Source organism: Streptococcus sp. 27098_8_73, assembly GCF_041432495.1.
Lineage (GTDB): Bacteria > Bacillota > Bacilli > Lactobacillales > Streptococcaceae > Streptococcus.
In genome coordinates, this window is record NZ_JAPVZT010000006.1 from 74925 (window position 1) to 96358 (window position 21434).

The following is a 21434-nucleotide window of genomic DNA, read 5'->3' on the forward strand; positions in this document are numbered from 1 at the left end:
CTTTTATTTGTGTTCAATTCTTAAGACAAGGTTCGACGTAAGTTTTCTAATTCCTTTAGCTGGTGGCGGTCACGATAAGGATTGAGCTGGCTTTTGGCTGTTTCATAATAAGTTTCAAAGTCCTGAGCTAATAAATTTTCAAAACCAGCTTCTTGCAAGCTGCCAGCCAGCTGGCGATACTTGATCACAGCCATCAGATAGTAGATCAAGCCCTTGTCCCGCGGATTGCCATAGCGACTGATGAGGCTTTCCTTTTTCCGCAGCAGATCAAGCACCGACTGGTAATCCCCCTTCTCGCAACCAATCAAGGCCAAATAAACTTCCAGCTGGGTCTCCTTCCAAGGAAAGCTAAGCGACTTCAAGGCTGCTTTCGCTTTCAGCAAGATTCGCTCCGCCTGTTCATAATCTTTTAGCTGATAATAAGTCAGCCCCAAGCCTATATAGAAAGCAAAAATCGAAGGCTCTGCTGTTTTATTTTCCGTCAGCTCAATCGCCTCTTTCTGATGAGCTAGCGCTGTCTTGAAATTCCCACGAATCTGCTCAATCTCTGCCAGATAATCTAGAGCTGCCGCAATCTGAATCGAATACTTTGAGCGCAACGAAGCCGTCAAACTAAAGCAATCGATAGACTGGTAGAGATGACGGAGCGACTGCTCCTCATCTCCAATCATGAGATGATAAAGCCCCTTAAGTCGAAGATTCATTGCAATAGCTTCGTGATTATTGGCCTGGACCGAAGCATCCAGAGCCAACTCCGTATAGTAGCGCATCTCAGGAATATTCTCCGTCTGGATGCAATAGTAGATCATCTGCCGATAGCCTTCTAGGAGAAACTCCATCTGCTGCAGCTCTTTAGCAGAAGCAATCACCTGCTGGATATTGTCCATTCCCTGCTGGTAATTCCCCGTCCGGATAGCATAGCGCCCTTCCAGATAGAGGAAGCGGAGAAGCAATAGCTGAAAATCTTTGTGATTCTGGTGTTTTCTTTCTAAGCCTTCTATTTCCCTACGGATACGATCAAATTGGTCCAAAATTGCGGACTGATTGCTGTCATCCGTCTTTTCAATAAAGACAAACTCCCGCGAATAAATGGGAAAGAGCTCATGATGAAACTGCAAGGTGGCCTCGAGATAATGCAGCTTATACTCCAAAGACTTAATCGGTTGTTTGGACATCTTGTAGTGATAGGCGATTTCATTGAGCAGCTGAGCATGATAAAGAGAGGCTCCCAGCTGGTCTTCCATGCCTTGGGCAATCTGGTGATGTAGCATTCGCTTCTTGGCAAGTGGTAATCGCTCATAAGCATAAATCCGCAAAAGTTCCTGGCTGAATCGTAAAACCAATTCCTCCTGTTCCTCTTCTATTAAAAGCTGTTTTTGCCCAAATCCTTCCGCAATTTCAACCACTTCTTCCACAGATAGGCCTAGCAACTGAGCTAAGAGCGCTACCGAAGCAGGGGAACTAAAGCAAGCCAGACAGTCAACCAATTCCTCCTCCTGGCTGCTCAAATAGCCTAATTTCAGAGATAGTTTTGCTTTAATAGCTGAGGTCAATGGCTGGAATTTCTCACCTCGCAGAAGCTGTTCCGCATACTCCGATAGAAAGAAAGGAATGCCCTGACTGACCCGATAAATAGCCTCAAGCCGTTCTTCAGATATGACTAACTGTCCAATCTGGGCCTGTAAATACGCCACACTTGCCTTAAAATCCAGCGGCTGCAGTTCAATGCAGTCTAGCTGACTACGAAGCAACAAGTGATTGAAAAAACGTCCAAGATAAGGTGGCGTACTCAGATGCTTGGTCAATACAAAGGCTACTGGATAATCCCTCAAATGGTTCATAACCTGTTCTAAAACAGCCACACTAGGCTCATCCATCCAGTGACAGTCCTCAACTAAGATCACCAGAGCCTTTTTCTTAGAAATCTTTTGCAAAATATCCAGCACAAACCGAGCCAGACGATCTGTATTTAGCTCAAGATCCGAAGCTTCACTTGTCATCATCGGAAAATAACTATCCAAAATAACCTGCCACTGGCTGGTCGAAAGGATCTGATGCTGAATGACTAAGTCGCCCAAGCCATCTAGCAGACTGCGCCAAGGCTGCAATCCGACCGTCATTTCTTCCTTGAAGCACTCTGCCATAACAATCTGGAAATACTTAGTCTGATTAGCCAGTACCTGTCGAGTCACTGTCCGTTTACCGATACCAGTACCACCGACTAAGAGCAGCGCACGAGGTTCTTGCCTCTCTATAATCTTAGAAAAATAAGATTCCAAACGCTTGATTTCACCCACTCGGCCAAAGAAGTGGTCTGTATTACGTAAAAATTGCTTGATCTTACGCTCACTGCGATCCTTGGCCATCACTTCATGATACAGCTGTTGAATTGCTTCATTGGGACTAATCCCCAATTCCTTGTCCAAGAGATTGACCAATTTATAATAAGTCTCAATCACCTTACCAGGTCGATCATTCTCCTGATAAAGCTTCATAAGCAGATGATAATTCTTTTCATCAAACTCATCGATGCTGATCATACGGCGCAGATTTCGCTCTGATTCCTCCAAATTCGATGGATCTTTTTCCAACTTTTGGTAACAAGCCTGGATATAGAGCTGCTCATATCGCGTCCGCATCCTGGACACCCAATAGTCAAAGGCTTCACTGTCCTTGAGATAGAAGCCCTGCAGAAAATCACCCTGATAGAGCGACAGATGCTCTGCTGGATGGTCCGTGAAAATTTCTACATCACTTTCAATCGCACACTCGGGATTAAGCGATAGCACAGTACGGTTGGGAGCGACAATCCATTCTCCACCCAATAGCTTGTTAGCCTGATAAATGGTATTCCGCAAATTCTTTTTGGCGATCTGATTATCCTTGTTTTCCCAGAGGATTCCTGCAATCTCCTCCCGATTGACTGTTCCATTGATATGGAGATAATAGAGCAAAGCATTGATTTTAGCAAAAGGAAAAAAGACTTCCTCTTTATTGAGAAAGGCACTTGGACTTCCCAACAATTTCAACTTCAAACGATTTTCGGTCATGTAAACGCCTCCAAGAAAGCTTATAAAACTAATATAAACAAAATAAGACATTTTAGCAAGCAAGAAAAGAACGACTCTATCATTTATCAGCTTCTAAATGATCAAAATCTATAAACAAAAACCACTAAACAGCAAATGAATCTGATTAGTGGTTTCTTCATTCATCTTAAAAAGATTGAACGGATGGGGTATGGTTAAAGAGCGCATGGGTCGCCTTATAGATATGGTAAGCTGTTGCCGCATTATTCATCGTATAGAGATGGATCCCTGCTACATCATGGGTCACCAAATCAACAATTTGATCCACCGCATAGGCTAAACCAGCTGTCCTCAGGGATTCTGGATCATGTTCATACTTATCCAGAATAGCCTTGAATTTGCGCGGAAGATGAATATTCTCACATGTTTTCAAAAGACGAAGCGCTTGGTTTCGATTCAGAATAGGCATGATACCTGCATGAATCGGAACATCAATTCCTGCCAAGGTACACTTATCTTGGAAATCATAGAAGCGTTCATTGTCAAAGAAGAGCTGAGTGACAAGACTAGAGCAGCCCGCATCAACCTTTTTCTTTAGATTCTGAATATCTGAGATCTGGTTTGGTGAGTCTGGGTGACCCTCTGGATAGCAGGCACCAATGATGTCAAAATGTGGTGCCTCTGTCTTGATATACTCAATTAAATCAGTCGCATATTTAAAATCATCCTTAGGCGCCACATCTGGAAAAATATCTCCCCGCAAAGCCAAAATCTGATTGACCCCAACACGATCCAGAGCCTGCAAGATATTGGACACCATTTCCTTGGTTAGATAAACAGCTGGCAAATGGGCAATCGTTGGAATCTCAAGGTCATTGGAGATGAACTCAGCCAAACGAACCGTTGTCTCCTCAATATCAAATTTATTATTGCTGGCAGTCACACTGATAAAGTGGGGAGCCAGATCTTGCATCTCCCTCAACGCCTGAAAAATCTTATCATTGCCTACTGCCGGATTAGGAGGAAATACTTCAAATGAGAGACTAGGAGTTTGGCGATTCACCATAGAGATAAAATTCCTTTCAATCTACTAACTAGCAGCCTATAACAAACCTGCAAACAGCTTTGTTGCAGGTTTATCAGAGCTGAGTTTAAATGTAGAAATAATATTAATTCAGTTTTTGTCTAGCTGCTTTAGCCGCTTCGACAAGGCGGATCAAGCTTTCTTTTGTTTCTGGTATACCACGTGTTTTCAAACCACAGTCAGGGTTGATCCAAACTTTCTTGCTTGGAACTTTAGCAAGAATAGCATCGATTGTGTGATCGATTTCACCTTCATTTGGCACACGAGGTGAGTGGATATCGTAAACCCCAGGTCCCACTTCTGTTTGGAAGTTTTTCGCTTTGAGTTCGTCCAAGATTTCAAGGTTTGAACGGCTTGCTTCAAAGGAAATAACGTCCGCATCCATATTGTCAATAGCTGGGATGATATCTGTAAATTCTGAGTAACACATGTGAGTGTGGATTTGTGTATCTGGTGCTACTGTTGAGTGTACCAAGCGGAAGGCAGGAATAGCCCAGTCAAGGTAGTCTTCATACCAGTCGCTACGACGGAGTGGCAATTTCTCACGGAGAGCAGCTTCGTCGATTTGAATGATTTTCACACCTGCAGCTTCAAGGTCAAGCACTTCATCCTTGATGGCAAGAGCGATTTGAAGAGTTGAGTCCTTGATAGAGATGTCTTCACGTGGGAATGACCAGTTGAGGATGGTAACAGGACCAGTCAGCATGCCCTTAACAGGTTTGTCTGTACGGCTTTGTGCATAGCTAGACCATTTCACAGTGATTGGGTTGAGACGAGTGACATCACCCCAGATGATTGGTGGTTTCACCCCACGCATACCGTAGGATTGTACCCAACCATTTTTAGAGAAGAGGTAACCTGACAAGTTTTGACCGAAGTACTCAACCATGTCGTTACGCTCGAACTCACCGTGCACCAGCACGTCAAATCCAACTTCTTCTTGCCATTTGATCCATTCGTCGATAGTTTCAGCAAGGAAGGCATCGTATTCTTCTTGAGTCAATTCACCCTTACGGAAGGCCAAACGTTTAGCACGGACTTCCTTGGTTTGAGGGAATGAACCGATCGTTGTTGTTGGAAGGGCTGGAAGTTTGAAAGCTTCTTCTTGGATAGCTTCACGTTCTGCAAAGGCTGGCAAACGAGTGTAGTCTGCGTCTGTCAAACCAGCGATACGCGCACGAAGTTCCGCATTTTCACCCACACGCTCAGTCGCAAAGAGAGCTTTGTTAGCAGCAAGTGCTTCTGCACCTTGACCATTGCGTATAGCATCCAAGTCACGGATTTCATCTAATTTCTCAACTGCAAAAGCAAAGTGGTTCAAGATTGCTGGTTCAAATTCTTCATTAGCAGTTGTAAATGGCACATGGAGCAGCGAGCATGAGCTTGTCAATACGATGTTTTCAGCTGGGATTTGCTCAAGAACAGCCAAGCTCTTTTCGTAGTTGTTGCGCCAGATGTTTTTACCATTGACGATACCTGCATAAAGAGTCTTGTCAGCTGGGAAGCCACCTTTAACCAATTCAAGAGTTTTCTTACCTTCAACAAAGTCCAGACCGATAGCGTCTACTGGCAAGTTAACAAGGTCAGCATAGACGTCACGAACGTCACCAAAGTAAGTTTGAAGCAAGACTTCAAGACCCTTCTTGTCAGCCAAAAGCTTGTTGTAGAGGTTCAAGAAGAGGGCTTTTTCTTCAGCAGTCAAATCTTTTACAAGAGCCGCTTCATCCAATTGGATGCGAGTCGCACCAAGGGCTGCTAATTTTGCAAAAACTTCTTGGTAGGCAGCTACAAAGCTATCTACGAAGTCTTCTGCTTTCACACCTTCTTCAAAGTCTGACAATTGAAGGAAAGTGAATGGTCCTACAAGGACTGGACGAGTGTTAAGACCAAGTTCTTTGGCTTCTTGGAACTCATCAAAGATCTTGTGACCTGCAAGTTTGACTTGAGTATCTTTTTCAAATTTAGGAACGATGTAGTGGTAGTTGGTGTTGAACCATTTCTTCATCGGAAGGGCACGAACATCCCCTTTTTCACCTTGGTAACCACGCGCTAAAGCAAAGTAGCGCTCAAGGTCAGTCAAGTCCAAGTTTTGAACTGAAGCAGGCACCACGTTGAAAAGGAAAGCTGCATCTAGGAAGTTGTCATAGTGAGAAAAGTCATTTGATGGGATTTCAGTGATGCCTTTTTCTTTGACAATGTTCCAGTGTTTCGCACGCAAGTCTTTCGCTGCTGCCAAAAGTTCGTCTGCTGAGATTTCATTTCTAAAGTATTTTTCAGTTGTAAATTTTAATTCGCGGAATTCACCCAAACGAGGGAAACCAATGATAGTCGTTGACATAAACGTCCTCCAAAATTTGTTGTTGAAACTATCTTAACAGAAAATCCGCCCTCTGTATAATTGGAATTTCCCAGAGTTTGATATAGTTTAAAACTATACCCTAACCATCTTCTAGGTCAGAAAACCTTATTTTTCAACTGCTATTGAACAAAATTATTGTTTGCTATAGGTAGAAATTATGACCTTGGAAAAAGAAAAACCAACGAGAATAAAGTCTCGTTGATTCCCATAATATCTTGTCTTACTTATTCTATTTCATGATACAGCTTCCTAGCCTTTTCAATATCATAGTATCTGTCAAACTCTTCTTTGGAGTTGACGATATGTTCCTGACTGTCAACAGACAGTTCTGGGGGAATCGTTGTATTTTTAAACGGATTAATACTTGGTAAAAATAAACTATAAATTCTTGCTTCTTTACTGTACTTCTCTGCACTATTTTGAGCGGTTAAAATATATGTCAATGTCTCTTTTTTGTCTAACAACCTGTAAGCAGAAGTATTTTCCTCAAATTGAGAATTATCAAGAACCTTTTTATTTATAGAAAATTGATTACTACCAGGTATTGTATTAATACCACTATCATTACTATACCAGTAATTAAAGAGACTAACTTTTGGTAAAAGAATCTCGTCAGTCCAGCTTTTTATTTCCTCAATCTTTCTTGTCTTCAAATCAAGAAAAATAGTTTTTCTACCTTGTCTGTCATTTATATGGTGAATATCTATTCCTAAGTATTCCTTACTATTCCAACGATAAATCCCTCTTAACTCTCTAGGGAGATAATCAGAATCATAGTTCTCTACAACATCATAAAGATCTAGCTCATCCTCTTTTTGAAGCTTATTACCATCTATATGATAAACACTGAGAGTTCAATAAGAACCGCCCGACGGTCGTGTACTTAAATACTTGGGATCGTCTTTTAATTTTACATTATGGTGCAAAATATAATTTGAACTTTTAGGATCACCTCTCAGATAGGTGGTATAATTGCCAAATTCAGCCATCTTTTTATCTTCTTCTGGTGTTGTTGAAACCCAATGGACAATAGCGCCTGCACCATCCGCAATGATTTCATAGTCATCAATTTTAGCTTTACCAGTATACAGGCTGTACTGCCCGTAATATTGTTCATTGTAGTAGAGGTAGAGAGCCCAAGTCAGTAAAGATGAGAGTAATACTATTCCCAAGGTAATAACTATTTTTGTTTTACTCCATTTCATAATTAAGCTCCTATTTTTGCAAATTTATCGTCTAAGTAATTAGGCAACTTTCCCACTTTCATTCCTCTCCTCCTTCTCCACAACAAACTCTCTGACCAAACGGTAGATAACCGCAAAGATAGGCGTGAAGAAAATCATGCCGACCAAGCCAAAGAGGTTACCCCCAATCAGGGCTGCGGCAAGGGTAAAGAGAGTTGGGAGACCGACGGACTGGCCGACCACGCGCGGATAGATGACATTGCCCTCAATCAGCTGCACTCCCTGAAAGACTGCGATAGAAAGAAGGGCTTTCCAAGGGCTGTCGGTGAAGATAAAGATAGCGCCCAGAGCACAAGCAGAGAAAGGCCCAATGTAGGGGATGAAAGAGAGCACTCCAGCCAAAACCCCAGTCAGGGCAGCATAGGGAAGACCTGTCAGAGAGTAGGCGATAAAGACTAAAATCCCAACAATGACGGCCTCTATCATCTGCCCCATCAGGAACTTATCATAGGTCTCAACAATGACAGAGCCGACATAAGATAGGCGTTTCACAGCCTTCTCAGGAAGAAGGACTTGCAAGAGACGGCTAGTAATTGTCTGCAAATGCTCCTTGCTGCTCAAGAAGGCAAACATGAGAAAGATGGACATGATGACAGAGAAGAAATTACCAAAAATAGCAGAAATATTGCCTGTCAGACTGCCCAACAGGGAGATGGCTCTGTTTACAATACCACTGTTTTGCAGCTGCTTGGTCAAATCTTGCAGCTGGCTAGAAGAAAGCAAGCCAGACTGCTGCAGCCACTTGGCTAGCTGCGGCGCTACCTTGCCGATGGTCGCGCTCAGCTGATTGACCGCTGTGGTCAAGGTCGGTACGACGATAGAGACAATCCCTGTCATAATGAGAGCTAAAATCAGCACCTCCAAAACCAAGGCCAGACTGCGCTGAAACTTCTGAGGGACTCGGCATTTGTCCAAGAATTCTTCCAGCTTTTTCATCGGCACATTAAAGATAAAGGCTAGGACTCCACCAAGTATAATGGGTGAAAATACCGACGTCAGGCTTTGCAGGCCCGACCAGATGTTCCCGATATAGAGAACCAGAGCCAGAGCAAGCGCCGCAAAGATGATGAGTTTATAGGATTCACTGATTTTTTTCATAAGACTTCCTTTACAGTTTTGTCATTTCCTTATTTTATCATAAATTTCAAGGCCTTTCGAGCAGGAGGAAACATGGGTCAGTCAACTTTGCCATCACTCTTAAATTTTTAAAAATCTTGAAGATAGAGAACCCCAGCTCCTATGGATAGAAGACCTGCAAATATAGCTAGAAAAGGAATAAATCCCATGACAGAGGCGCAGAATAGAAGCTCATGACTCGTCTTATTGACTCTTGGGTCGTTGCTATAGTGATACATTCCGACTATAGAAAGTCCCAAAAGCAGCCAGCTGGTCAATACAACCATATCGCCCCAGCCAGGGTTTTCTATTAGTTTAGGAACTAAATTAATAATTTCCCAGTGCCATCTATTAGAAGAAGCGTAAATGATCAGAAGGCCTCCTAAAATGCCAACAATTCCATTTATCCATAGCAATTTGTTTGATTTCATAAGCATCTCATTCTTTCTTTTTTAAATTAGTATACCGACACACTTACTAATCTGTCAACTATTATAAAATAAACATTGTCTCATCCGATAAATCCGTTTTCATTCAAATTATCTTATGATACAATAAACTCATGCACAAGAAAACAGTTATTGATTTTAAAGAACTGGGTCGGCGCTTGATTTTCAGCCAGCCCATCAAAGAACTCAAAACACGCGAGTTGGCTGAAGTCAGGGCGATTCTGCAAGAGGTTGAGGACTGGCAGAAAAATGGATTTTATGCGGTCGGCTACGTCAGCTACGAAGCAGCTCCTGCTTTTGAGAAAAAACTACAGGTCCACAAAGCCCCTCTGCTGAGTGAGTACCTGATTTACTTTACCATTCATGACAGAGCTGATGAAGCCCCATTTCCTTTGGCATACGACGAGGTAAATATGCCAGCGCAATGGCAGAGCCTGACGACTGAGCAAGAGTATGAAAAGGCCATCGGGACCATTCACCATCATATCCGTCAGGGCGATACCTATCAGGTCAACTACACGGTGCAGCTAGGCGCAGAGCTTAATCCACAGGACAGCTGGGCTATTTACAATCGTCTGGTCGTTGAGCAAAATGCCGCCTATAATGCCTACGTAGAGCATGACGAACAGGCAATCTTGTCCATCAGTCCGGAGCTCTTTTTCAAGGAGCACCGAGGTGAGCTGACAACACGGCCGATGAAGGGCACTACCAATCGCGGTCTGACGGTCGCTGCGGACTTGGAGCAGGCGGACTGGCTGCGTCAAGATCCTAAAAATCGAGCGGAAAATATGATGATCGTTGATCTACTGCGCAACGACATGAACCGCATTTCAGAGATTGGTAGCGAGCGAGTCGAGCAACTGTGTCAGGTCGAGCAGTACTCTACAGTCTGGCAAATGACCTCCACCATCAAGAGCCAACTGCGGCCTGAGATTGGCCTAGGAGAAATTTTTGATGCTCTCTTTCCGTGCGGCTCTATCACAGGCGCTCCAAAGATTTCGACCATGGCTATCATCAAGGCGACCGAAAAAGCCGCCCGCGGTGTCTACTGCGGTACAGTTGGTATCTGTCTGCCAGACCAGAGACGGATTTTCAATGTGGCTATCCGCACCATTCAGCTTGCGGCTGACAAGGCGATTTACGGTGTTGGCGGTGGCATCACTTGGGATAGTACATGGGAAGCCGAGTACATCGAAACCCAGCAAAAATCGGCTGTTCTTTATCGGAAAAATCCGCAGTTTGACCTAGTTACGACAGGAAAGATTGAGAAAGGCAGCCTGACCTTCCAAGACCAGCATCTGAAGCGACTACGGGAAGCTGCCCGTTACTTTGCTTATCCATTTGATGAAGAAAAACTGAAGGCAGAGTTGAACCAAACCTTAGCGGAACTGGATCCAAGTACGGACTACCGCCTGCGGATTTCCATCGCCAAATCTGGAAAAGTGACCTGCCAGCTAGATAAGCTACAGGCACTCCCAGAAGCTTTCTGCAAGGCCATTCTCGTTCCGCAAAATGCCGACTTGCAGCAGCCTTTCACCTACTTCAAAACCAGCTATCGGCCACACCTAAGCCTAGGCCAGCAGGAGCAGATTTATTACAATGTCCAAGGCCAGCTGCTAGAAAGCTCCATCGGTAACCTAGTCCTCCAATTGGACGGCCACCTCTATACGCCACCAGTCGAGCTAGGCCTTTTGAATGGCATCTACCGCCAGCATCTCTTGGCAACAGGGCAGGTCACAGAAAAAATTCTCAGCCTAGACGACTTAAAATCAGCAGAAAGAATCTACGCCTGCAACGCATTGCGAGGCCTGTATGAATTGGAAATAGATGATTAGAGGCTGGGACAAAAGTCCTAGCCTCTCAATTGTCTTTGGATTTTCGAGCAAGACGCAGTGGTTGAGTGGGCTCTACTAGGCTGATTTCATCAGCTTTTACAGCCCTACTCAACTGTGCAGAGGTGGGACGACGAAATCGAATTCTAACCAATTACCGATTTCTTTCCAGCTCTCTTTTCTATAGGTTCCAGTCCGCTGAGACAAGAAGTATGCCTGCTATTTCAAGATTTTAGAAATATTTTAGAAATGCTTGATGAATACTTAATAAGTGTCCGATATACTGGATAGTGAGGAAAGGATTTCCAAAGATAATTCAAAAAGGAGAAGTAAAACCATGGAAAATATTTTAGTTTTACAAGGGGTCAGCAAAAAGTTCGGCCAGCAACAGGCTCTGAGCGATGTCAACCTGACCATCAAAAAAGGAGATATTTACGGTCTCATCGGTAAAAACGGGGCTGGTAAAACCACTCTGATCAAAATTATGACCCAGCTGATGCATGCCAGCAACGGAACCGTGTCTCTCTTTGGTTCCAGCAATCAGGCCGAATGGACACAAGCTCTCAAGCGGGTCGGCTCGGTCATTGAAACGCCCGTTGCCCACAACCACTTGACCGCCTACGAAAATCTCAGCTACTACTGCAAACTCCGTCAGATTCCTAATGCCGATAAGGCCATCCAAGAAACGCTCAACTATGTAGACCTGACGGACACTGGCAAAAAGAAATTTCGTGACTTCTCCCTCGGGATGAAGCAACGTTTAGGCATCGCTATCGCCCTCCTATCCAAGCCAGATCTGATGATTTTAGACGAGCCTATCAACGGACTAGATCCTGTCGGCATCAAGGAATTCCGCCAGCTTGTCCAAAAGCTCAATGAAGAGCTGGGCATGACCTTCATTATTTCCAGTCATATCCTATCCGAGCTCTATCTAGTCGCTACGCGCTTTGGCATCATTGACCAAGGACGCATGATTAAGGAAATTTCCAAGTCTGAATTTGAAGAGCAAAGCGAAGATTATATCGTCTTGAAAACAGATCATTTGGAGGAAGCCAGCCAGCTGCTCCAAGACCAATTAGGCTACCGCATCAAGGTGGTCAATGCTCTCAATGAGATCCATGTCTTTACCCATTCGCACAACATCAACAATATCGTAAAAGGGCTAGCCACAGCTGACTTAGTCATTCAAGAAATCTACTATGCACGGCAAAATCTCGAAAATTTCTTTACAGATTTACTTGATCAAAACAAGGGAGGTCTATCATGATTCAAACCGTTCGCGCTGACTTTTACCGTCTCTTCCACTCCAAGGGCTTTTGGATTACCGAGTTCGTTTTACTAGCCAATATCCTGCTCAGCGTCCTCTATAAGGTTACCAGCAGATTTGGAACATCCATCTCAACGGATGGACAAAACATCACTCAGCAAGTACCAGTAAAAATGACGGGTATCAAGGCTCTTGCCCATTTCTCTGGAAATTCTGACAGTATTATATTTTTCACTCTCATTGTCGTCTGCCTCTTATTAGGTGTGGACTTGTCCCGTAAGCTTTATAAAAACAGCCTCGCTCACGGTATTTCACGGACAGAGTTCTTCCTATCTAAAACTTTGGTCTCCTTTGTTGTCGCCATCTTCCAATTCATCCTCTTGCTAGGCCTATCCTTCATCATCGCTAGCTCTATCAATGGAATTGGGACAGCTCCGACAGGCTTCTTTGGCCAATTTTTACTAACCATTCTCGTCCAACTCATTGTGACCATCGCTTGGATTGGTATCGTGTCCTTCGTACTCTATCTTAGTCATTCTATTGCTGCGGTCTTTATTACCTATTTTGTCGGAAGCGCACTGCTCATCTTTCCAGTCTTGCTCTATCCTCATATAGAATGGTTCCGCTATTTAACCTTACAATTTGGAATAGAGATGGCTGCAGATCCGGCTGTAGTTGTGAAAGCTAGTTTAGTAGCGATTGGCATAGCAGTCTTCTTCCTAGGCAGCAGCCTCCTCATTTTCAAGAAAAAAGATCTCTAAAACCAAAGAATCAGCTAATCTTCTGACTAGCTGATTCTTTTTTATAAGGCCACAATCAATTCAAACCAATCGTCCTCTACTTGAATGGTCAAATCACCACCTAAGATTTCGACCAGCTGCTGGGTGATATAAAGGCCCAGTCCAGACGATTCCTCACTACTGGAGAGGTTTTCAGAATAGAAGCGATTGGTTAGTTTATCCAAATGCAAAATAGGCTTCTGAACCTTATTTTTGACTTGGAAAATAACCTTTTGCCCTTCATTTTTCAGACTGATGCTGGCTGCTTCTCGACCATGTTTGAGGACATTGCTGAGCATGTTCTGGACGATTCGATCAAAGATGTCACTGTCCGTTTCCAGAAGCAGATTTTCAGACAAATCCACCTCTAAATCAATCCCTGCTCGCTGAAAGGCATCATAGTAGGCAAAGAGTTGCTGGGTGACCAGCTGGGATAGGTCTACCCGCTGCAACTTCGGTCGAATGGCTCCTTCCATCAAGCGACGGTATTCCATCAGAGCCTCCAAGCGTCTGGATACCATACTTAGATTATCTGCAATCTTTTGCAGCTGCTGGTCCATCTGTTCCTTATCAGCATCTTTGAGTAGCTGTTGCGTATAGCCACTAGCAATGGTCAGTGGCGTTCGGATATCGTGGGCAATATTGCTGATAGCCATGTCCAAGGTTTTCTTTTCCTGCTGGGTCACAAAGGACATCTTATCAATTTCCTGAAAAAGCTGCTCCACCTCGTCAGTCAGAGCCACTAGACTAGGAGCTTGATCTCTCAAGGTCAAGCGAACCTGACTTCCTGTACGACGTTTGTCACGGATCTGGCTGGTCAGACTACGAATCGTCAGATGATAGCGAACCAGCGAGATTGACAAGAAAAGTATGAACCCGAAGGCTAAAATCAACCACATAGCTAATCCTCCTTGAGCCGCACGCCCAGACCCCAAATGGTCTCGATATAGTCTGTCGAACGATCCAGCTGGGCTAATTTCTTACGAAGATTACTGAGATGGGCATTGAGCGTATTATCGCCTGGCAGATAGGTCTCCTCCCAGACCAACTCATACAGCTCCTCCTTGGTAAAAATCTTTTTAGGATGAGCCAGCAAGGTCTGGAAGATCTGAAATTCCTTTTTCCCTAGCCGCATGGACTGGTCACCAGAAGCAATTTCAAAGGTATCTGGCAGAAGGCGGATGTTTTTGATTGAGGTCTCCCCAGCAGGCTTGGGCTGAGACTGCTGACTGCCTCGCAGTTGGACAGTGACACGCGCCGCCACTTCGTCTAGATTAAAAGGCTTGACAATATAGTCATTGGCGCCGTCCAACAGATACTGGCTTACGAGACTCTTTTCGCCCAGAGCTGTCAGCATGACCACCGGCACCTGACTGGTCTTGCGAATTTCCCTCAGCACCTCATCGCCATTTTTTCCCGGTAGCATAATATCTAGCAGGACTAGATGAATCTCTTCTTCCGCAAAAATCCGCAGTCCCTCGGTTCCAGAATAAGCTGAAAACACGACATGCTCCTGCGTAAAGAGATTTTTCAAAATCTCATGAATATCATTGTTGTCTTCAATTAGTAAAAGATTGGCCATTCTCATTCTCCAATAGCTTGATAAAACTAGTGTAGCAAGGATGAGCCAGCAAGTCAATCAAATATAAACGATACAAAAGAAAGAGAGTGGGACAGAAATAGGTAATTGGTTAGAATTCGATTTCGTCGTCCCACCTCCGCACAGTTGAGTAGGGCTATAAAAGCTGATGAAATCAGCCTAGTAGAGCCCACTCAACCACTGCGTCTTGCTCGAAAATCCAAAGACAATTGAGAGGCTAGGACTTTTGTCCCAGCCTCCTTGATCTTATTTGACAGATGCTCCGTTAGTCGCGATGACTTCCTTATACCAGTCAAAGGATTTCTTCTTGGAGCGTTTGAGTGTTCCCTTGCCTTCATTGTCCCGGTCCACATAGATAAAGCCATAGCGCTTCTTCATCTCACCAGTGCCAGCGGATACTAGGTCGATACAGCCCCAGGTCGTGTAGCCCCACAGAACTACGCCGTCTTCATTGATAGCTTCCCGCATAGCCTTGACATGGGCCGCCAGATAGTCAATCCGGTAATCATCAGCCACATAGCCATTTTCATCTGGAGTATCTACTGCACCCAGACCATTTTCCACGATAAACATAGGCTTTTGATAACGATCCCAGATGGTATTTAGCGTAATGCGCAAGCCCAGAGGATCAATCTGCCAGCCCCACTCAGAGCTTTCCAAATAAGGGTTCTTGAGAGAAGCAAAGATATTTCCCTCCGTCAGCTCGTTGACCTTAGGATCGCCCGAAGCCACTCGGCTAGAGTAGTATGAGAAGGAAATGAAGTCCACCGTATGCTCCTTGAGCAGCCGCAGGTCTTCTTCTGTCATGTCGACAGTGATACCCTCGCGCTCCCAAGCTTTCTTAGCATAGTTGGGATATTCGCCACGCGCCTGCACGTCGATGAAGAAATAGTTTTTCCTGTCTTCCTCCATACCAGCCCATACATCGCGTGGATGGCAGGTGTTAGGATAATTTTGCCCTGCCGCCAGCATACAGCCAACCTTGTTTTCCGGGTCAATCTCATGGGCTAGCTTGGTGGCAATGGCTGACGCAACCAGCTCATGATGGGCTGCTTGGTATTTGACCTGCTCCTCATTTTCGCCTTCTTCAAAGCAGAGCCCCGCCCCCATAAAGGGTGCATGGAGGAGCATGTTAATTTCATTGAAGGTCAGCCAGTACTTGACCAATCCCTTGTAGCGTGTAAAGAGTGTGCGGCAGAGACGCTCGTAAAATTCCAGCATAAGACGATTCCGCCAACCACCATATTGCTCAATCAAGTGCATAGGGCAGTCAAAGTGAGTAATGGTCACCAGAGGCTCAATGCCATACTTGTGACATTCCTTAAAAAGATCTTCATAGAACTGTATACCAGCTTCATTGGGCTCCAGCTCATCCCCCTTAGGGAAAACCCGACTCCAAGCAATGGACAGTCGATAGGTCTTAAAACCCATCTCGCCAAAAAGGGCAATGTCCTCCTTAAAGCGATGGTACATATCAATAGCTTCCTTGGCTGGGTAGAAATAGCCTTCCTCAAAGTCAAACATCTTTTTCTTACCCGTGATGATGGCCAGACGGTCCTCACCAATCGGCACCACATCTACATTGGCCAGCCCGCGACCGTCCGCATCATAAGCGCCTTCGCACTGGTTGGCAGCTGTCGCTCCGCCCCACAAGAAACCATCCGGAAAAGTCAGTTTTTCGGTCATATCTCTACCCACTTTCTTATTTTACTACTTCATTTACTTATATTATACTCCAATCTCAATAGCTTTACTTGTGAAATCGTGCTAAATAGTGATACCATTCTATGCTTTGTCCTTCCTGTTTTCTAATCTTACTCTTTCTAAGCTTCCTATCATTTACCCAGATAATAAGCCTCAGCCCTCCTCCAAAAAGACATATGAAGCAAAAAGACCGGATTGCTCCGATCTTTTCAAGTTCCTCTCTATGAAAATCAAAGAATAAGCAAGGCGGAACCATGTTTGATGGCAAATCTTTACTCATCAAACTACGAAAAATCCTTTGGGACTTTTTCTTTCCGCACTAGATTCCATCATTGAAAATTAAGATTTCAATGATGGAATCGTCGGAAGTAAACCTCAGAATAAAGTCTACAAATTTAAAATTTGATTTCGACGAGAGGAATTATTTAATTGCGCGTGATTGCAATCCTTCTTCTTCCAAGAAGAGGCGGAATGGTACGAGTTCTTCTGCTTCGTATTTTTCCTTGAAGGCTTTGATTGCTTCTTCTGAGTGAAGTTTTGGATCGAGTTCAAGTACTTCTACTGGAAGTGGACGATGTTGAGAGATGCGCGCATCGATCACAACAGTTTTACCTTCTTTATTGAGTTTCACAGCTTCTGCAACAACTGCGTCGATGTCTTCGATACGATCAACTGTAAATCCTACAGCACCTTGCGCTTCAGCGATTTTCGCGTAGTCCGCGTTAGGGAAGTCACAACCAAACAAGTGTTTGTTTGTGTCTTCGTATTTGTCCTTGATGAAGGCATATTTACCATTTGAGAAGACGACGTTGATAACTGGAAGGTCGTATTGAACGTTTGTGATAACGTCTGGGTAGCACATGTTGAATGCACCGTCACCCATGATGTTCCATACTTGGCGATCTGGATTGTCTTTCTTAGCAGCGATACCACCAGGAAGGGCAATACCCATTGTCGCAAAGAGTGGAGATGTACGCCACATGTTCTTAGGTGTCATGTGAAGGTGACGAGTAGATGTTTGAGTAGTGTCACCTACGTCGATTGAGTAGATAGCGTCTTGATCAGCATGTTTGTTGATTGCATTGTAAACTTGATACAATTGCAATTCACCCTCAGTTTTACCTTCGAGTTTGTTCATGTAATCACGCCAGTTTTGGTTGTTCTTTACGTTTGCACGCCACCATGGAGTAGATTCAACTGGGTTCATTTTGTCAAGGATAGCTTTCGCTGCTTGACCTGCGTCACCAAGGATTGAAGCGTCAAGGGCGTGACGTTTACCAAGTTTGTAAGGGTCGATATCAACTTGGATGAATTTTTCAGTGTTCTTGAAGGCTTCGTAAACTTCAGCAAATGGGAAGTTTGAACCAAGGAAAAGAACGGTGTCTGCTTCGAAGACCACTTCGTTGGCTGGTTTCCAACCAACACGGTAAGCAGAACCTGTCAAACCTTCATAGTTCCATTCGAAAGCTTCAAAGTTTTTACCAGTTGTGATGATTGGTGCTTTGATTTTACGTGACAATTCAGTGATCACTTCACCAGCTTTGACACCACCGTAACCAGCGTAGATAACTGGACGTTCAGCCTTGTTCAAGATTTCAACAGCTTTGTCGATTTCAACTTCGTTCAAAGCGGGAGCGATAAATGAACGCTCATAAGAACCTGAACCGTAGTATGAATTTTCATCGATTTCTTGGAAACCGAAGTTTACTGGGATTTCAACAACAGCTGGACCTTTTTTAGAAACTGCAGCACGGCAAGCTTCGTCAATTACTTTTGGCAATTGCTCAGCGTAAGCTACACGTTTGTTGTAGACAGCGATACCGTTATACATTGGGTTTTGGTTCAATTCTTGGAAGGCATCCATGTTGAGTTCGTTGACTGGACGTGATCCAAGGATAGCAAGGAATGGAGTGTTGTCCATAGCTGCATCGTAAACACCGTTAATCAAGTGAGTTGCACCTGGACCACCTGAACCAACTGCAACCCCGATTGAGCCACCGAATTTAGCTTGCATAACCGCTGCAAGAGCACCTGTTTCTTCGTGGCGAACTTGCAAGAAGCGGATATCTTTGTCTTCAGCCAAAGCGTCCATCAATGAGCTGAGTGTTCCTGATGGGATACCGTAGATTGTGTCTACGCCCCATGTTTTCAATACGTTGAGCATTGCTGCAGATGCAGTAATTTTCCCTTGAGTCATAATAACTCTCCTTCAAAATTAAATTATTTATTGAAAACTTTCAGATAGGTTAATGAAAACGTTTCAATAAACTTACTCTACAAATTTATCACTTTTTCCAACTCTTGTATAAGAATATGCTCAGGATTGCTTTAGAACTATTACATAACAATTATGAGATTTTTCTGACTTTTGAAATGTATATTATAATAGATTTCGGAAAAAGGTGAAAGTGGCTCTCGCTAACCTTTGAAACTGTGCAAAATTTTAATTCAGAGTAAATTAGAAATTTAAGGGCTAAACATGCTATAATATTGCTAGGTAAACGAAAATATTCCAAAATAGTAGGTGAAAAGATGATCAGAGAAGCCAGTCCCAACGACCTAGATGAATTGCTCCATTTGTACCTCTCCTTGCACGAGACGGCCATTCCAGAAAAAAACCCAAGCTTACAAAAAGTCTGGCAGCGGATGGTAGAAGATCCAGACCACCATATCATTGTCAAAGTGCTTGACGGAAAGATTGTTTCTTCTTGTATTTGTGTCGTCATTCCCAATCTCACGAGAGGACTACGTCCCTACGCCCTGATCGAAAATGTCGTTACTCATCATGACTTTAGAGGCAAGAGCTATGCTAGTGAATGCCTTGATTTTGCTAAGAAAATAGCGACTGAAACCAATCGCTACAAAATGATGCTGCTGACGGGCTCCCAGAAAGAAAGCACCTGGAATTTTTATAAGCGGGCAGGTTACAATCATCATGATAAAACTGCCTTTAACCAGTGGTTAGACTAAAGCAAGCAAAAATCTTTAATAAATATAGAATAGATAAAGTCGAAATCAACCTCTGCTTCCAATTGTCGAAGAAAGTGATCTTTGGGAACCAATTCGTCTATCGTATAGAAGCCATATTGGCAGCGATTATAATCTGGTTTTTCTTTGTGAAACATAGCGAGCACCTCATAACTTTTCTTATCATTATTATACGACTTTACAAAAAAGTCCTTAGAAACTTCTGTTCTGAGGATTTTGTCTTCAATCTGAAGCCAGCGTTTTACTACGCTGGCTTTTGCAATACTGATATTGCTTATTTCAACTATCATTTTTTTTATTTGTAATCATTCTAAAATGTGATATAATAAGGGTGAATTGGAAATAGGTAAACTATTTTCATCATTCTTTCAAAAAATATTCTATTAAGAAATATGTAGAGACAGATTAGAAAGTGGGAAATCACTATGTCCTCTTATAAAAAAGTCTCTCTTTCTGAGATCAATCAATCTATTGAGACTCCAAATAACAATCATTTTTGGCAAAATCTAAAAGCATTCTTAGGACCTGGTGCACTTGTGGCAGTTGGCTACATGGATCCTGGAAATTGGATCACCAGTGTGGTTGGTGGCGCCTCCTACAAGTACAGCCTTTTATTTGTTATTTTAATTTCATCCATCATTGCTATGCAGCTACAACAGATGGCTGGGAAGCTCGGTATCGTGACTAGGATGGACCTAGCGCAGGCCACAGCTCATCATGCTCCCAAGTGGCTTCGCTATAGTTTGTGGGTGATTTTAGAATTAGCTTTAATGGCGACAGACTTGGCTGAGGTTCTAGGTTCAGCGATTGCCTTAAATCTTTTGTTTAAAATACCGATTATGATTGCTATCCTCTTAACCGTTTTAGATGTGTTTCTTTTGTTGTTGTTGATGAAATTTGGTTTCAAAAAAATTGAAGCTATTGTTACGACCCTTATTTTAACCATATTAGCCATCTTTACCTATCTTGTGGCCTTATCCAATCCAAGTATCCAGGGGATCATTGGTGGTTATTTGCCAACTTCAACTTTATTTGAAACACCGTTACCGGGTCATGAAAGTCAATTGACCTTGGCTCTAGGGATTGTGGGAGCGACAGTCATGCCCCATAATCTCTATCTCCATTCCTCTCTATCCCAAACAAGGAAAATCAATCACAAAGATAAGAAGGATATTCGAAAAGCAGTTCGCTTTATGACCTGGGATTCAAATCTTCAGTTGTCCTTAGCATTTATTGTCAATTCCTTACTTCTCATTTTAGGAGCATCTCTCTTTTTTGGTCATGCGTCTGAAATTTCGGCATTCTCTCAAATGTACAATGCTTTACAAGATTCGACAATAGCAGGAGCGATAGCCAGTTCAACTCTGTCCACTTTATTTGCTCTAGCCCTCTTAGCAAGTGGTCAAAATTCGACCATTACAGGCACTTTGACAGGACAGATTGTCATGGAAGGTTTCTTACATCTAAGATTACCTCAGTGGCTTATCCGTATCGGTACCCGTATTTTTGCCTTGCTACCTGTGATTATAGTCGCCGTTTTATTTGGGTATCAAGAAAAAACCCTGGATCAGTTATTGGTCTATTCACAGGTCTTTCTTTCAATCGCTCTTCCGTTTTCAATTTTTCCCTTGATTTATCTAACCTCTAAGAAGTCACTGATGGGAGAATTTACTAATGCCAAGTGGAACACAATCCTAGGTTATGCAATTTCAATTATCTTAACCATTCTTAATATCAAGCTTCTTTTCGATATTTTTTAAGAGTGGTTTTGAAGTCAAGTCTCGGCATCGGCGTGAAGATTGGTAAAGAGAAAGTAGTCGTAGTTGATTCATAAAAAGAAACAAAAAAGAACAGTTGAAACTGTTCTTTCAGATTGAAGACAAAGCCCTTAGCAACTTCTGTTCTAAGAACTTTGTCTTCAGTCTGAAACGAGTGTGATAACAAAGTCACACTCGTTTTGAAATGTCAGTTTTAACTGTTTGA

At 43.3% G+C, this 21434-nt stretch carries 17 protein-coding genes; 5 read left to right on the forward strand and 12 right to left on the reverse strand.

All coding sequences use genetic code 11. The features are described 5' to 3' along the window. Positions 1 to 20 precede the first annotated feature (20 nt). From O3651_RS05635 to O3651_RS05665, 7 genes are all read right to left on the reverse strand, one after another. Entirely contained in the window at positions 21 to 3050 is a 3030-nt protein-coding gene (locus tag O3651_RS05635) for an AAA family ATPase (RefSeq protein WP_371609836.1), read from the reverse strand. Between the two features lie 166 nt (positions 3051 to 3216). After that, the gene (metF, locus tag O3651_RS05640) at positions 3217 to 4095 is read right to left on the reverse strand and encodes a methylenetetrahydrofolate reductase [NAD(P)H] (protein ID WP_125371621.1); all 879 of its coding nucleotides are present in this window, start codon (positions 4093 to 4095) and stop codon (positions 3217 to 3219) included. Between the two features lie 103 nt (positions 4096 to 4198). Beyond that, entirely contained in the window at positions 4199 to 6451 is a 2253-nt protein-coding gene (gene metE, locus O3651_RS05645) for a 5-methyltetrahydropteroyltriglutamate--homocysteine S-methyltransferase (RefSeq protein ID WP_371609837.1), read from the reverse strand. 245 nt (positions 6452 to 6696) lie between these two features. After that, positions 6697 to 7125, reverse strand: coding sequence for a hypothetical protein (locus O3651_RS05650; RefSeq protein ID WP_371609838.1), 429 nt, complete (start codon positions 7123 to 7125; stop codon positions 6697 to 6699). Between the two features lie 201 nt (positions 7126 to 7326). Then, positions 7327 to 7677, reverse strand: a complete 351-nt coding sequence (locus O3651_RS05655) for a hypothetical protein (protein ID WP_371609839.1) — start codon at positions 7675 to 7677, stop codon at positions 7327 to 7329. A 39-nt stretch (positions 7678 to 7716) separates the two neighbouring features. Then, the gene (locus O3651_RS05660; RefSeq protein WP_371609840.1) at positions 7717 to 8814 is read right to left on the reverse strand and encodes an AI-2E family transporter; all 1098 of its coding nucleotides are present in this window, start codon (positions 8812 to 8814) and stop codon (positions 7717 to 7719) included. A gap of 107 nt (positions 8815 to 8921) precedes the next feature. Continuing rightward, positions 8922 to 9263 carry an insulin activator factor gene (locus O3651_RS05665; RefSeq protein ID WP_185761388.1) on the reverse strand — a complete coding sequence of 114 codons (342 nt, stop codon included), beginning with the start codon at positions 9261 to 9263 and terminating at the stop codon, positions 8922 to 8924. 131 nt (positions 9264 to 9394) lie between these two features. On the opposite strand from O3651_RS05665, the gene pabB reads away from it, so the two are divergent. The 3 genes from pabB to O3651_RS05680 all read left to right on the forward strand — a co-directional run bounded on the left by pabB (position 9395) and on the right by O3651_RS05680 (position 13141). Next, on the forward strand, positions 9395 to 11116 hold the full coding sequence (gene pabB, locus O3651_RS05670) for an aminodeoxychorismate synthase component I (protein ID WP_371609841.1): 1722 nt from the start codon (positions 9395 to 9397) through the stop codon (positions 11114 to 11116). Between the two features lie 334 nt (positions 11117 to 11450). Then, positions 11451 to 12380 carry an ATP-binding cassette domain-containing protein gene (locus O3651_RS05675; protein ID WP_371609842.1) on the forward strand — a complete coding sequence of 310 codons (930 nt, stop codon included), beginning with the start codon at positions 11451 to 11453 and terminating at the stop codon, positions 12378 to 12380. Further along, the gene (locus tag O3651_RS05680; RefSeq protein ID WP_371609843.1) at positions 12377 to 13141 is read left to right on the forward strand and encodes a lantibiotic ABC transporter permease; all 765 of its coding nucleotides are present in this window, start codon (positions 12377 to 12379) and stop codon (positions 13139 to 13141) included. Before O3651_RS05675 ends, O3651_RS05680 begins: the two co-directional genes overlap by 4 nt. A gap of 41 nt (positions 13142 to 13182) precedes the next feature. Here the strand turns inward: O3651_RS05680 and O3651_RS05685 are convergent, their stop codons facing one another. From O3651_RS05685 to spxB, 4 genes are all read right to left on the reverse strand, one after another. Further along, positions 13183 to 14058: a sensor histidine kinase gene (locus O3651_RS05685; protein WP_371609844.1), complete on the reverse strand. Its 876-nt coding sequence runs from the start codon at positions 14056 to 14058 to the stop codon at positions 13183 to 13185. A 2-nt stretch (positions 14059 to 14060) separates the two neighbouring features. Then, positions 14061 to 14741 (reverse strand): response regulator transcription factor, encoded by a 681-nt coding sequence (locus O3651_RS05690; RefSeq protein ID WP_371609845.1) that lies wholly within the window; start codon positions 14739 to 14741, stop codon positions 14061 to 14063. A gap of 264 nt (positions 14742 to 15005) precedes the next feature. Further along, positions 15006 to 16445, reverse strand: a complete 1440-nt coding sequence (locus O3651_RS05695) for a 6-phospho-beta-glucosidase (protein ID WP_371609846.1) — start codon at positions 16443 to 16445, stop codon at positions 15006 to 15008. A 439-nt stretch (positions 16446 to 16884) separates the two neighbouring features. After that, positions 16885 to 18660, reverse strand: a complete 1776-nt coding sequence (gene spxB, locus O3651_RS05700; RefSeq protein WP_371609847.1) for a pyruvate oxidase — start codon at positions 18658 to 18660, stop codon at positions 16885 to 16887. 335 nt (positions 18661 to 18995) lie between these two features. Here spxB and O3651_RS05705 point away from each other — a divergent pair, with 335 nt between their 5' ends. Continuing rightward, complete coding sequence (locus O3651_RS05705; protein WP_371609848.1) at positions 18996 to 19433, forward strand: GNAT family N-acetyltransferase; 438 nt, start codon at positions 18996 to 18998, stop codon at positions 19431 to 19433. Here O3651_RS05705 and O3651_RS05710 read toward each other — a convergent pair. Continuing rightward, on the reverse strand, positions 19430 to 19741 hold the full coding sequence (locus O3651_RS05710) for a hypothetical protein (protein WP_048765413.1): 312 nt from the start codon (positions 19739 to 19741) through the stop codon (positions 19430 to 19432). The genes O3651_RS05705 and O3651_RS05710 overlap by 4 nt on opposite strands. A gap of 135 nt (positions 19742 to 19876) precedes the next feature. Here O3651_RS05710 and O3651_RS05715 point away from each other — a divergent pair, with 135 nt between their 5' ends. Beyond that, positions 19877 to 21211 (forward strand): Nramp family divalent metal transporter, encoded by a 1335-nt coding sequence (locus O3651_RS05715; protein ID WP_048765415.1) that lies wholly within the window; start codon positions 19877 to 19879, stop codon positions 21209 to 21211. Positions 21212 to 21434: the final 223 nt, after the last annotated feature.

Coding starts and splice junctions, on each gene's coding strand:
- metF (WP_125371621.1), bottom strand. CDS start 4,095: ATGGTGAATCGCCAAACTCCTAGTCTCTCATTTGAAGTATTTCCTCCT.
- O3651_RS05705 (WP_371609848.1), top strand. CDS start 18,996: ATGATCAGAGAAGCCAGTCCCAACGACCTAGATGAATTGCTCCATTTG.
- O3651_RS05710 (WP_048765413.1), bottom strand. CDS start 19,741: ATGATAGTTGAAATAAGCAATATCAGTATTGCAAAAGCCAGCGTAGTA.
- O3651_RS05715 (WP_048765415.1), top strand. CDS start 19,877: ATGTCCTCTTATAAAAAAGTCTCTCTTTCTGAGATCAATCAATCTATT.
- O3651_RS05635 (WP_371609836.1), bottom strand. CDS start 3,050: ATGACCGAAAATCGTTTGAAGTTGAAATTGTTGGGAAGTCCAAGTGCC.
- O3651_RS05675 (WP_371609842.1), top strand. CDS start 11,451: ATGGAAAATATTTTAGTTTTACAAGGGGTCAGCAAAAAGTTCGGCCAG.
- O3651_RS05680 (WP_371609843.1), top strand. CDS start 12,377: ATGATTCAAACCGTTCGCGCTGACTTTTACCGTCTCTTCCACTCCAAG.
- metE (WP_371609837.1), bottom strand. CDS start 6,451: ATGTCAACGACTATCATTGGTTTCCCTCGTTTGGGTGAATTCCGCGAA.
- spxB (WP_371609847.1), bottom strand. CDS start 18,660: ATGACTCAAGGGAAAATTACTGCATCTGCAGCAATGCTCAACGTATTG.
- O3651_RS05690 (WP_371609845.1), bottom strand. CDS start 14,741: ATGGCCAATCTTTTACTAATTGAAGACAACAATGATATTCATGAGATT.
- O3651_RS05685 (WP_371609844.1), bottom strand. CDS start 14,058: ATGTGGTTGATTTTAGCCTTCGGGTTCATACTTTTCTTGTCAATCTCG.
- O3651_RS05665 (WP_185761388.1), bottom strand. CDS start 9,263: ATGAAATCAAACAAATTGCTATGGATAAATGGAATTGTTGGCATTTTA.
- O3651_RS05695 (WP_371609846.1), bottom strand. CDS start 16,445: ATGACCGAAAAACTGACTTTTCCGGATGGTTTCTTGTGGGGCGGAGCG.
- O3651_RS05655 (WP_371609839.1), bottom strand. CDS start 7,677: ATGAAATGGAGTAAAACAAAAATAGTTATTACCTTGGGAATAGTATTA.
- O3651_RS05660 (WP_371609840.1), bottom strand. CDS start 8,814: ATGAAAAAAATCAGTGAATCCTATAAACTCATCATCTTTGCGGCGCTT.
- pabB (WP_371609841.1), top strand. CDS start 9,395: ATGCACAAGAAAACAGTTATTGATTTTAAAGAACTGGGTCGGCGCTTG.